The organism is Candidatus Uabimicrobium helgolandensis (assembly GCF_041508025.1).
Taxonomy (GTDB): domain Bacteria; phylum Planctomycetota; class Uabimicrobiia; order Uabimicrobiales; family Uabimicrobiaceae; genus Uabimicrobium; species Uabimicrobium helgolandensis.
This window is the reverse complement of the sequence record NZ_CP165719.1, coordinates 7,532,923-7,545,465: the sequence shown is the minus strand read 5'-3', so window position 1 is coordinate 7,545,465 and position 12,543 is coordinate 7,532,923. Positions and strand designations below refer to the sequence as shown.

Sequence of the window (12,543 nt, the reverse complement as noted above, 5' to 3'; positions counted from 1 at the left end):
ATAGAACAGTACGCTTTAGGGCATGCCCTAATCGTATTTCCCATAATTCAGTACTTTTAAACACAAGCTTTGTTACTTTTTCAACACATAGCGGTATTATTTGTTTTCAAAGTATCTCGTTACTGTTTAAAATAGCTCGAATTTTGTAAAATCTAAATAAGGACACGCCCTAACATAGTGTTTTTTTAGAATGGTTTTTCTATGTTATACCCATACATTCAAGAAGCTGGTCTACCGTGGATGTTACCGATTATATTTCTTTCTTTTATCGGTTTGTCAATCAATATTGAAAGAATTTGTTATTGGATTACACAGAAACATAAATCAAAGGGAAGAAAACAGAAATTACAAAAGATTTATGCAGAACCATTTTCCGCGGATACGGTAATAAAAATATGCCGCAATACCCAAGATAATCTTTTGCAAGTTATTGGGTATTTTGTTGTAAACTACAATGCTATGACATTAGAACTTGCAGAAAGAAAAACTTTGTTGTTTGCTGACAAAAAAGTAAGTGAGAGCCGGCAGTTTTTAGATATACTTTCTCTTATTGCAAGTATTGCTGGAACCTTAGGACTTATGGGAACAGTAGTAGGGATTTCTCAAAGTTTCAAAACATTAGCACGTGAAGATCCAAAAGGGTTAGCAGCTTCCTTGTCAACAGCTATGTATACAACAATTGGCGGAATTATTTTATTTTTAATGTCGTACTTATTTTTATTTTTCTTCGAAAAAATAGCTAATCATTTTGAAGATAGCATTGATGAAAATATTCAGAGAATTAAGGATTGCTTGGAAGACGGAGAAAAATCTCAACCAATTATTTTCCAAGAAAAAGAACCGATTGCCGCTACATTAGAAGAACCTACACCTCAAAATATTTCCTCTCCAGAGATAGAAGAAAAAGTGGGAATGTATGAAAAGGAAGCGTAGACGCAGACGTCGAGAACAGCAATCAGGTATGTCTACAGAGATGATGGTGGATGTACTTTTTATATTGCTAATATTTTTTATTTTGATTTCGAATATAAAGAAAGACAGTGTCAAAATTAAAACAGCGAAAGTTGACAAACAAAAATCTGCTGGCTCTGATAAAAAAACCAAAGAGCATGTTTTGACAATTGATAAAAAAAATATCATTTATTTCAATGGTAAAAAAATATCAATGAAAAAGTTACTTACTTCTTTGAAAAAGGCTAAGAAAGAAACGCCTAAAGAGTTTGTTCCAGTCATCATGTTACGTACGGATGCTAATTCATCAAGCGGAAAATTATTAGAAGTCTTTCTTCATCTTAATCAAGCTGGTTTGTCAGATAATGTTCAATGTGAAGTAGATAATAACCCATAGTGAGAAAAAAATATGAAATTCTTACATCAACCTAACATAAAACACTATGCTATTTTTTTAGTAGTTTCAGGTGTTATTCACTACGTCTTATGTTTTTGGCCCGTCGACAAAAAAAAAGTAAAAGTAAAAGTTAATGTAGCAGCCGCTATTAAAGCAGCAATTAAGAAAAAAGACACAAAACAGCCAGCAAAGAAAAAGAAAGCTGAAAAAAAACCGGAAAAAAAGCCGGAAAAGACTGTTGATCTCAAGAAGAAAAAAGACAAAGAAGAGCTCATTCGTTACCGTGAAAATTTAGAAAAAAAATTGCGTAATGAATTACTAGAAAAATTAAAAAAGATAGAATCTGAAAAGAAAAAAGAAGTAAAAGAACTAAAAGAAGAGTTGGTTAAAGATCAACAGCAGAAGAAAAAAATTCTCGAACAAGAAAAATTACAGCAGCAAAAACTCAGTCAAGAAATGTTTAAAAAGCTAGCGCAAATTAATCAGAAAATGAATGAATTAAAAAAACAAGAGCAAAAACAACAACAACAATTTACTGAAAAAATGCAAGAAGTAGAACAAAAAAACGAAGAAAAATTGCAAGAAAAACTTGCTAAGATTGAGAAAGACAATCGCAAAGAAATGCAGTCAATACAGCAAAAAGTAAAAGAAGAGCAACAAAAGCTGCAAAAGCGAAAAACTCAAATGGATATGCTAGCCAAAAAGCAAAAGCAAGAGATTATAAAGACAAGAGAAGAACGAGAAAAACTTAAACAACAAGAAGAAAAAAACCGTAAAGAGCTCGCTCTTTACAAACGTAAGTTAGCAACTGCTGTCAGTAAAAAAATGCGCCAACAGCAAAAGGTAAATCGTGCTAAAATTCAAAAAACATTGGACGAAGAACGCAAAAAATTAGCTTTAGAAAAAAAGAGATTAGAGAACGACATATTAATACAAAAGCGCGCATTGGAAAATGCACAACGTTTATCTAAAAAAAGCCGTCGCAAAAAAGAACGTGAAATTATTAACAAGCAGTGGAAATTTCTAGAAAAAGTACGTGTTGATTCTCTTGAAGAACACCAAAAATATATTCGCAATTTTTCAACAACTTCAAAGGGTGATACGGTAGTTCCAGCACTCAATTTTTTTGATAGTCGTTTTTCAGCAGTGATGGAGAGTGCCACTGGCTTTCACAAGATGGAGCTTATTGCCTATCCTTCAAGCATGTCTTATTTCATCAAAGTAAATCTAAACGAGCGAAGTACCTCAAGACGCTATATTAAAAAGTCCGATGAATCGTATTTTCGCAGATTTAATGAAAGAACAATTGATGTTTCTTCTGAAGTTCTGCCGCAAATTTCTCGCGAAATTAAAGAAGGTGGTATCTATAGTTATCGTGATGGTAAACTAAATTTCTTTATGTTGTTACCGCATAACACAGCAAAATACTTGGCCTGGAAAGAAACTACTGTTTGCAAAAAATATGGCTATGATCCGAAAAATGTACGCGTTTGTAATAGTTATTTTAGTAAAACGCGCCATGGTCATTGGAGTCTTATTGTTCGCAGTCTGGTGCTAAAAGGAGGCAAAACAGTTAGTGTGGAAGATTTTGAGGAACGATGGTAAAGATGAAAACAAGGGTAATTAAATCAATTACCCTTGTTAGAAAACAACAATGGAATAATTTAGTAGAAAAAGATAACCCTTTTACACGTTATGAGTTTCTAAAAGCACTAGAAGTATCTGGTAGCGTTGGCGAAAAGAGTGGTTGGATTCCTCACTATATAATTGCAGAACAAGATGACAAGCTCGTAGGTGCTATTCCTTTGTATTTAAAATATAACTCGCTTGGAGAGTATATTTTTGATTGGCGATGGTTAGGACTATATGAACAATTTGGTATTAACTATTTTCCCAAATTTGTGATTGCAGTGCCGTTTACTCCTGCTACAGGGAAACGAATCCTTGTAGATTCGGAACAAATATTTGAGGATGTTGCAGGAACTATGCTTCATCTACTAATGGAAGAAGCGCAGAAAAAAGTAAGTTCTATTCATTGGCTCTTTATCACGGAATTTGAACGCTCGTTTTTAGAAAAACATAATTTCATTCCTCGTTCTACCTATCAATATCATTGGCACAATGAAAACTACCAAAACTTTGATCACTTCCTCCAAAAATTCAAAGCCAAAAAACGCAATCAAATAAAAAGAGAACGACGTGTGGCAAACGAAGTAGATATTGAAATTCGCAGCGGTAAGGATTTAGACCAAGAGCATTGGGAAAATATGTATGAGTTTTATCTCATGACGATAGGAAAAAAATGGGCGTATCCATATCTAACAGTTGAATTTTTTGATTATATTGCCAAAAATTTCTGTGATCAAGTGGTGATGATACTTGCTAAGAAAAATGGAAGTTATGTGGCAGGATCTCTTAACTTTCGTTCTGGCCAACAGATGTACGGGCGTTACTGGGGATGCACTGAAAAACATTATGATTTACATTTTGAACTGTGTTATTATCAATCCATAGACTACTGTATTCGTAATAATATTATACTTCATGAAGCTGGTGCACAAGGACAACATAAAATTTGCCGCGGATATTTACCACACTATACATATAGCGCTCACTGGATCAAAGATCCTGCATTCTCCCAAGTTATTTCTACTTTGGTGCTAGAAGAAAACAAAATTGCCAAGGATGATATTGCGGAATTAGCCAAAATGTCGCCTTTTCGAAATGAAAGTACGAATAATACTAGCTTTGTTAGAAAGTAATCTCAATAATGACTATTTTTGCTTTTCGTGTTTAAACTGAAGCGAAGAAGTATCAGAAACAATAGACTTAATTTGCCGTTTTATTTTATTAAATTCACGGCCATCTTTTGTGTGTATAACAACATAAGATGTTGGGCTTGTAGGTGAACTTATTAAGGTTATTTTTTCTTGTAAAGATAGGTCATTCTCAACGAAATTCTTTATTTGCTGGTCGATTTTTCTTGCTGCATATCGATCTTTCAATATCGGGCCTGCCCAAAATACAGCAATTAAACCCACAATTAATAAAACAACAACGTAAAATATCTTATCCCCGTTGTTAGAATCCATATTAAATTTCCTTTTTTTCTTCTACAAGAGGGTTTAATCCGGGGTTTGTAAGAGAATTGCGGTTTACCCCGTGTGCATAATACGATTTTGTGTAGTACATTCCATAATAGTTATAATAACTAAGTTGTGAAGAATAAGACCCTTTTACATCATTCAGAATAATACCTTGTAAATTAATTTCTAGCGAATGCAAACGTTGAATAAGTTGCCTTACCATTCGTTTAGGTGTACGGTGTACGGTAACGACGAATAGTAATCCACTTAATTTTTGCCCTAGAATAAATCCATCAGTGGTAATTCCTATTGGTGGTGCGTCAATAAGTATGTAGTCATAATCATATTCTAGTTCTACTATTAGTTCCTTGATATTACTATTATGGATTGTTTCGTAAGGGTTAGCAGGAATTTTTCCTGAAGTGATACAAGAGAGGTTTTGATTGATGTGATGAATTACTTCTTTAGAGCTAACTTCTCTTCTTAATAACTCAGAGAATCCTTTTCCTTGCTTTAAATTAAAAAGACGTCTTAATCTAGGTCTACGTAAATCGCAATCGATAAGTAGTACTTTTTTGTTTGATGCCGCAAGTGTCAAAGCAAGATTACAAAAAATGGTTGTTTTACCATCTTGTGCCAGCGCACTACTAATGACAAATGTTTTGGTATTTAGTTGTTCTTCAATGTGAAAAATTGAGGTACTCACTGCACGAAAGGCTTCTGAAACATTGGTGTTTTGTACTTCTTCTACTGCATGCGTTGTTTTACCTAAGAATACCTTTGGGGAGATAAATGGAATAAATCCCATGATACGTGCTGGAGTAATCTGTTGTATTTCTTCGACTGTTTTAATACTTTGATCTAAAAATTCAATTAGAAAAATACATACAGCTCCCGAAATGAATCCGAGGAAGATACCGATAAGATAGTTTTGAGTCCTGTTAGGGCTAAAAGGAGTTGTTGGAATTCCTGCACTGTCAATTGGGCGTAAAATATCAAATTGATATGAACGTTGACTATCGTATTTCTTCATCTTTTTTTGGTAGTAACTAAATTGCTCACGTAGTAGTGAAAGATCAGCAATAATATCTTCGTAAGCTACGAATTTTTGGTGAAATGATAAATTCTGTTCTTCTAGTTGACTGAGCATTTTGGTTAAACGTCTTTTTTTATTTTGGAAATCTATATATTGTTGTTCTTGGCGCACGATGATAAGTTTTACATGTTGAAATATTTGTTTTTCGACCTGTTTGACGTTCTTTTTTGCTTTTTTAACTAATGGGTGCGCTTCTTTGTAGCGAATTCTTAAGTCGCGGAGTAAATTTTCGTAGGTAAATTTTTTCTTTTGTAGGTCGTTAATAATTTCATTTTTCATAAAAAGATCAAAAGTAAGAATTGTGTTTAAGCTCTTGGATTTTTTAACTTTTAAACATTTTTGGTACATAAACTCTACATCTATCATAGACATATTCAAATTTTGTAAAGCATTTTTTACGGAGTCAACACGAGAAAGCGCTCTTCCACCTTGTTCTTGGGTATATGTTCGAATTTCAGGATTTTCTTGTTGTAATTTTACTAATATATCGCGTTTTTCCCGTATTTTTTTTTGTAGTATCGGAACTTCTTTTTTGAGCCAATCTAGAACACCATCCTTAGTATTTTGAATCTGCTGTTCGTTTTCTTTTATAAAAACGTCTATATATAAATTTGCGATGTATGCTACGTTTTCGGGATTTTTTCCTGCACAGCGAATATACAATATATCGGATTTGTCGCCCGTTAAAACACTAATTGTTGCTAGGAGTTGGCCTGCAGCTACTTCTTTTCTATTTTTTCCAAAAAATGATAAGCATATTGCTTCTGGTATGCGCTCAAGAACTTTTTTAGCCATAGAGCGACTTCGTAAGATAGCAACCTGCGTAGACAAATGAGTTGTATAATAAGATGTTTGTTCAATAGGAAGTCCCTGAGAATTCTTCTTTGGTGTAATCACCGCTACTGAAGCTCCTGATTGATACATATTTGGTAAACGAGTAGTATAAAATATGGAAATAATAAGCCCTACAGCGCTACAAATAATCACAAGAAACAAATGTTTCCTTAAAATAGCCCAGTAGCCCAGCAGGTTCATTTCGGTGTCCATTTCAGGACGAAATTCTTCAGTGATTGCTGGTAGCATAGGATTTGAATTCATATATGGTACTGATAGATTTGTTTCCGATTTACTCATTTTATACATCCGAAGACATGATTAATTTTTGAATTTCATTTTTTAAATTGTCATCGATAACTTCATTCTTTTCAATTGTATCGATGGCTTTTTCACAATAGTTTCTAACTTCATTAAAGTTTTCTAGTTCAAAGTGTAATTTCGCTGTATCAAATAATAAAGAAACTTTTTCTTCAGGGCTACAAATTTTATTTGCGCAGACTATTGTTTTTTCCATTACCGAAATCGCATTTTCGCAATCTTCACTTTTTTGATATGCAGTACTTAGTTTGCGAAATATTTCTATTGTTTCTCTAGATGCCGTGATAGTTTCACGCAGTTCAATATCTTCTTCATAGTAGGTGATGGCGCGCTCATAGTTATCGAAGTTCATGTGGTAATCACCAAGCGCTTGTAACGATTCACTTAAAGATAAAATGCATTTATTGTTTTCTTCTTCAATGTTCTCTAATTGATCCGCGCAAAATTCTTTGATTTTGTCATATAGATAACAAGCTTGTCGTAAACTTGCAATAGAATCTTCGTATGAAATGTCTTCGATTTTTCCTTCTTGCCATTTATTTTGCGCTAGGAAGTGCAGTACGTCAAAAATATTTTCAGAAAAAGAAGTTTTATCTTTTGCGCTAAGAAAATTTTGATAGTGATCCCAACAAGTATTGTAAAGTTCTTTTTCACAAATAGTGAGAGTATCATTTAAGTTAAGCTGTTCGCAAGCATCAAAAAGTTTTTGATATGTACTTATTATTTTCGAAAAAGAATTTTGTTTTTTATAGAGGTTAATTAGCTGTTGTAGGCAAAAAATATGATCGATATTTTCATTTTTCTCTTGTGCTGTTTCGTAAAGTTCTAAAGCTCTTTCATAAAAAGTTATGGCTTTAACAGTTTGGTTATTTTTCTCTAGTAGATTTGCTAAGAAATAGGTTTCTAAAGCAAAAAATTCATCGCGATCTTTGTCTATTTCTAGCATTTTTTGAAAAAAATCAATACCTTTTGAAAACAACTCTGGGTTACTGTAAGCTTCATGAAATTTAATAAGAGATTTACGCAATAAGTCAAAATCTGGAATAGAGCGCGCAATACTCATTGTTTTTTCTAAAGATTTTAATGCTTCTGAAAATTCGTTTTGTGCAAAGTGTATTCCAGATATACGTATTAAAGTATTGGCGATTTTGGAAACGTCCTCTGCTTCTTCATATAGTACAAGTAAAGCATTTAAGTTTAATAATGCGTCTTCATATCTTTTTAAACTCATGTACGTTTCTCCCATTTTTTGAAGCGTATTAGGATTTTCTCGTACAGGAGTGCTGTCTTTTTCTGGTATATCTAATGGCAAATATGTATCTGAAAAAGCATCTTTTTCTGGTTGTTTTGAAATTTTTTGTTCTGTTTTACTTTGGTCTTCTTTTTTATCTTGCTCGTCAATCTGTAGTGGTTGATATTGAGAATCATTATTTACTGTTTGCTGGTCGGCAAGTTGTTCCTCGCGCTCGTGTTGATCACGCAAATCACAAATACTTACTTGAGTAGAGATAACATGTTCATCTTTACCTTGGGCTCGATAACATTCACTTAGCATTTCAAGAAAAGCAATATGCTTTTCAAAATCATCCATTTTGGCGCACATCTCGGAACTCTTTTTAAGGTGAAGCTCCGCCATGTCTTCTAATTCTAGAGAACTATAGGCTCCCCACAGATTTTCTGCTAGCTGTAGATATAAATTTTTACTTGCGAGACTGTAAGCTACTTTCATAATTTCTTCTATATAATCACAACTTTCGAATTCAAAATTGTTTGGATTTTCTAAAAGTAGTTTCCATACAGTGTTTAATTTTTCTAAAGTAGAAAGAAATGATTCTCCTGCGTGTGCTGCAATATAAACGCTACAAGACCAGGAATAATAGAATAAGGATTTTCCATGAGATTCTAATTGCTTAAAACGCAAAGCCATTTGTGATAGGAAATACGCCATATTCTTTTTTGAGATATAAGGTTCGGATGTAAGAAGAAGCTGCTCACAGAATTCTATCCCATATAAACTATCGTTTGCATTAAACAATTGAAAAACAGTAGATCGTAAAGCAGGAATATCTTTTTTGCTTTGTTGGAGGATAGTGACAAATAGTTCTTCTATCTTACTTATGTGTTCCGTAAATCTTTCGTGACGATTAAAATAAGGCTCAGCGCTAAATTCATATAGATTTTCGTTATATTTTTCTTGGTATATGCCTTTTGCGTCAATAGCAATAATATCTTTGAGAAGATTAGTCGCAAATAATAAGTACTCTAGAGCAATAGTATATTTTTCTAGCTGCCAATAAAATTTAGACATAGAACACAGTGTAAAAATTTCTAAATAATAACTATGTACTTCTTCGTGTTCACGAGCAGAATTTTGCCATTTGGTGATCGGAATAAGCAGCACGTTTTTTGTTTGGCGGCTTGTTTGACAAAATTGAGTGATAGAATTGTAGCATTTTTTAGCGTCGGGATACTTATCGGTCGCAATATATATATAGGCTATTTTTAGAAGATGGATGTTTTTGCGATACCAATGATCTGTGGTATTACAAGCATGGTACAAACAATCAAGAGCTTCTGGCCATTTTTTTAATTGTGTAAAATTTTCTCCCAGAAAAAAATAGACCTCATCTTGAGGTATTTGAGTATTTTCATCCAAAACAGAAGCTGCTTTTTGTAAATACTCAACAGACTTGTTGTACTGTTGTGATTTGTTGTACCATAGACCAACAGTAAAAAGATCTCGATAGCGAAGCTCTGGAGTATAAGAGTCTTTTTTTATTTCGATAGCTTTCAAATAATAGCCTATCGCTTCTTTAAAATCTTCTAATTGATAGTATATGTGCGCTACTTTTTTCAAATGCGACTCTACCATCTTGGTATTTCCTATTGCTTCTTGAATTGCAATGTTTTGGCGAATGCATTTTACAGCTTGTTCGTGATTATCTTGTTCTTGATATAATGAAGTTAGGGTTTGCAATATTTCTGATGCACGCGCTTTTTTACTGACTAAGTAATAAGTAGAGAAAGATTTTTCGAAATATTGGATTGCCATATCTTGCTGACCAAACTTCTTATAAAGATCCCCTAGTGAAGCACTATAACGAGCAACCTCTTCTTTATTGTTTAATTGCGACATCATGTTCACTGCATTTTCAATACGAGCAATCGCAGCTTTATATTTTTCAGTTGCAGCATAAACCATACCGAGATTATACATTTCTTGTGCAATATCTTTTCGTTTACCTAAACGTGTTTTTAATTCAATGGCGTGTGCAAAGTTTTTCAAGGCTTTGTCGTAATTTTGACTTTTAAGATATATTTGACCTAAGTTACTTACATTGACCGCTATTTGTTCGCGGTTCTGTAGCCTTTCGTTCATTACCAAAGCTTTTTGACAGTAGTGTAAGGCTTGCTCGTGATCATTTAATTGTGTGTAAATAAAACTTATATTGTTGTAGTTTACTGCAATATGTTGTTCATTCTCATCGAGACGTACATTGATTTTCATCGCTTCTTCGTAAAAAAACAAAGACTGACGATATGACTTTATTATATTGAGATAGTGCCCTGTTTTTTCTAAACTTTCTCGAAGAGAATTGTAGTCTATAGGTTGAATTCTTTTATGTAGCTCTGCTATACGCGCATAACGCGCAGCAGCAGCACGGAAATTTTTCTCCGATTCTGCTTCTCGCGCTTTAATGTGGAGAGTGTTTAAAAATGAAATAAGTTGCATATCACTTTTATCGATAAAGTCCTTATCAAAACCTCGTATTAGTTCGTAATGATCTGTATTATGCAGTGTCTGACCTATGTGGAAATCGGTTTCTACATTATGTTGACTTTGTAGCTTTTGTATTCTATCAAGGCATTTATTTAAGCGTTCTTGTTGGTTACTTTTTTGAAAACAGTAACCAGAATGCGTAAGTAGTGCGATAATGAGATCCCACTGCGGTTCTTTTTGTAGCCTAGCAACGGTTGCTAAATGGCTGTACAGCTCTGCTGCGCTTTTGTAATCACCGCTGTATTCTAGTTCTTCTGCATGTAAGAGGTTTTCTTTGTATTCACCGTCAAAATTATTGATCATGTATAACTCCAACTTACTCTTCGTGGTTGTTGTTAGGAAGCGGCTAAAAATAATTTACCTTTTGGTATTATTTTACGTCACATTCCTTATCATCACCACTTTGATTTTCATCGCTCATATCTGGATTGGCAAAATTATTATATACCATGATCGCTATGAATATTACAATGATGAATAAAAATAGATATTGGCGAGCTAATTCTTGTGTAATGACATTGTTAGCAATCCAGTGGAAAATAAAACACGTTAGAACACCAAATGCCAAACACCACACTCCCCACTTCGCTCCAGAATAGTTATCGCCAAAAACACGTCGATAACCGTTATAAAGTATAGGAAGCATTGCTAAGGTAATACAAAAATATAGTAGACATGCTAAAAGTATCATCTGTTCACCGTACTATTCTAGAGTTTAAGGGACATAGCGGAAAAATTTTACTCAAAATTGTTTTGCGAATTTTATTTGAAAAATAGATTGTTGTGTGCCACATTAAAAGCTTGATTTTGTTAATAATACCAAAATTTGAAAAAAAACCACAAATTTTTCTTTTTTATTATTTGGGCGTACGACATTTGTCTTCCTTATAATTTGGCTCTTTGAGGGAGTAACTTCGTTACTTTTCAATTACAGAGCGTAACTCTGCTCTTTCAAAGTGTCTTGCTACTCCTTAAAATATCTCATATTATATAAAAACATAAATGTTGATACCTTATTAAAATCTACAATAGAATCCCAAAATTTGGTCACATTCTTTAGAGTATGTTGAAAAGCAGAATGGAAATTTAGATGAAAATTTATTTAGCTCCCATGGAAGGTGTTGTTGACTCAATCATGAGAGACTTGCTCACATCCATAGGGGGATTTGATTATTGTGTTACTGAGTTCTTGCGAATTACAAATACACTGTATCCAAATCATGTTTTTTTTCGTCATTGTCCAGAGCTGCGAACCCAAAGTAAAACTCCTTCTGGAACTCCAGTATTATTTCAACTATTAGGAAGTGATATTGCTTGCCTAAGTGATAATGCTGTTCGCGCTGTAAATCTCGGAGCGTTTGGTATTGATTTAAACTTTGGATGCCCTGCAAAAACAGTAAATCGTCACGATGGAGGGGCTACATTGTTAAAGAGTCCCAGCCGCGTTTTTGATGTGGTTTACGGGGTTCGAAAAGCAGTACCTGATAACATCAATGTAAGTGCAAAAATTCGCTTGGGATTTGAAGATAAAACCTTGGCAATAGAAAATGCAATCGCAACAGAAGAAGGCGGAGCATCGATGTTAATTGTACACGCTCGAACAAAAAAGGAAGGTTATAAACCACCTGCTCATTGGGATTGGATACGCAAAATCAAAGAAGCTGTAAATATTCCAGTGGTTGCCAATGGCGATATTTGGAATATTGAAGATTACCTTCGTTGTCTTGATGTTACGCAGTGCACTGATGTTATGATAGGGCGCGGAGCTCTTTCTATGCCTGATTTAGCTTTACAGATTAAGTCAATACGCGCAAACGAAGAATTTTATAGCTATTTATGGCCAAGGGTTTGTAAAACAGTGATGAAGATGTTTGAAAATTGTTGGGAACATGATCATCGCGGTAAATATCCTGTATGTCGTACTAAACAGTGGCTAAAAATGCTTTCACGTACATACAAAGAAGCCCAAGAACTATTTGAAAATATAAAAATTATACGCGAGGCCGATTTGGTATATGATATAATAAAAGAAAACACTGGGGACACTTTGGTACAGCGTTGAATGTATTAAACGTGG

General features: G+C 33.8%; 9 protein-coding genes. 5 read left to right on the top strand and 4 right to left on the bottom strand.

Going from position 1 to position 12,543, the window contains the following annotated elements; translation table 11 throughout:
• The first annotated feature begins 201 nt into the window (after nucleotides 1-201).
• Genes UABHE_RS27870 through UABHE_RS27855 form a run of 4 tightly spaced genes read left to right on the top strand, consistent with a single transcriptional unit; the run spans nucleotide 202 to nucleotide 4,110 of the window.
• Complete coding sequence (locus tag UABHE_RS27870) at nucleotides 202-933, top strand: MotA/TolQ/ExbB proton channel family protein (protein WP_372366598.1); 732 nt, start codon at nucleotides 202-204, stop codon at nucleotides 931-933.
• A gap of 28 nt (nucleotides 934-961) precedes the next feature.
• Nucleotides 962-1,348 carry a biopolymer transporter ExbD gene (locus UABHE_RS27865; protein ID WP_372366597.1) on the top strand — a complete coding sequence of 129 codons (387 nt, stop codon included), beginning with the start codon at nucleotides 962-964 and terminating at the stop codon, nucleotides 1,346-1,348.
• A gap of 12 nt (nucleotides 1,349-1,360) precedes the next feature.
• Complete coding sequence (locus tag UABHE_RS27860) at nucleotides 1,361-2,953, top strand: hypothetical protein (protein ID WP_372366596.1); 1,593 nt, start codon at nucleotides 1,361-1,363, stop codon at nucleotides 2,951-2,953.
• 2 nt (nucleotides 2,954-2,955) lie between these two features.
• Nucleotides 2,956-4,110: a GNAT family N-acetyltransferase gene (locus UABHE_RS27855; RefSeq protein WP_372366595.1), complete on the top strand. Its 1,155-nt coding sequence runs from the start codon at nucleotides 2,956-2,958 to the stop codon at nucleotides 4,108-4,110.
• 12 nt (nucleotides 4,111-4,122) lie between these two features.
• Here the strand turns inward: UABHE_RS27855 and UABHE_RS27850 are convergent, their stop codons facing one another.
• From UABHE_RS27850 to UABHE_RS27835, 4 genes are all read right to left on the bottom strand, one after another.
• Nucleotides 4,123-4,440 (bottom strand): hypothetical protein, encoded by a 318-nt coding sequence (locus UABHE_RS27850; RefSeq protein WP_372366594.1) that lies wholly within the window; start codon nucleotides 4,438-4,440, stop codon nucleotides 4,123-4,125.
• Nucleotide 4,441: 1 nt separating this feature from the next.
• Complete coding sequence (locus tag UABHE_RS27845; protein ID WP_372366593.1) at nucleotides 4,442-6,664, bottom strand: GumC family protein; 2,223 nt, start codon at nucleotides 6,662-6,664, stop codon at nucleotides 4,442-4,444.
• A gap of 1 nt (nucleotide 6,665) precedes the next feature.
• On the bottom strand, nucleotides 6,666-10,769 hold the full coding sequence (locus tag UABHE_RS27840; RefSeq protein ID WP_372366592.1) for a tetratricopeptide repeat protein: 4,104 nt from the start codon (nucleotides 10,767-10,769) through the stop codon (nucleotides 6,666-6,668).
• Between the two features lie 67 nt (nucleotides 10,770-10,836).
• Nucleotides 10,837-11,157, bottom strand: coding sequence for a hypothetical protein (locus UABHE_RS27835; protein ID WP_372366591.1), 321 nt, complete (start codon nucleotides 11,155-11,157; stop codon nucleotides 10,837-10,839).
• Nucleotides 11,158-11,556: 399 nt separating this feature from the next.
• Here UABHE_RS27835 and UABHE_RS27830 point away from each other — a divergent pair, with 399 nt between their 5' ends.
• Entirely contained in the window at nucleotides 11,557-12,528 is a 972-nt protein-coding gene (locus UABHE_RS27830) for a tRNA dihydrouridine synthase (protein WP_372366590.1), read from the top strand.
• The last annotated feature ends 15 nt before the right edge of the window (nucleotides 12,529-12,543 follow it).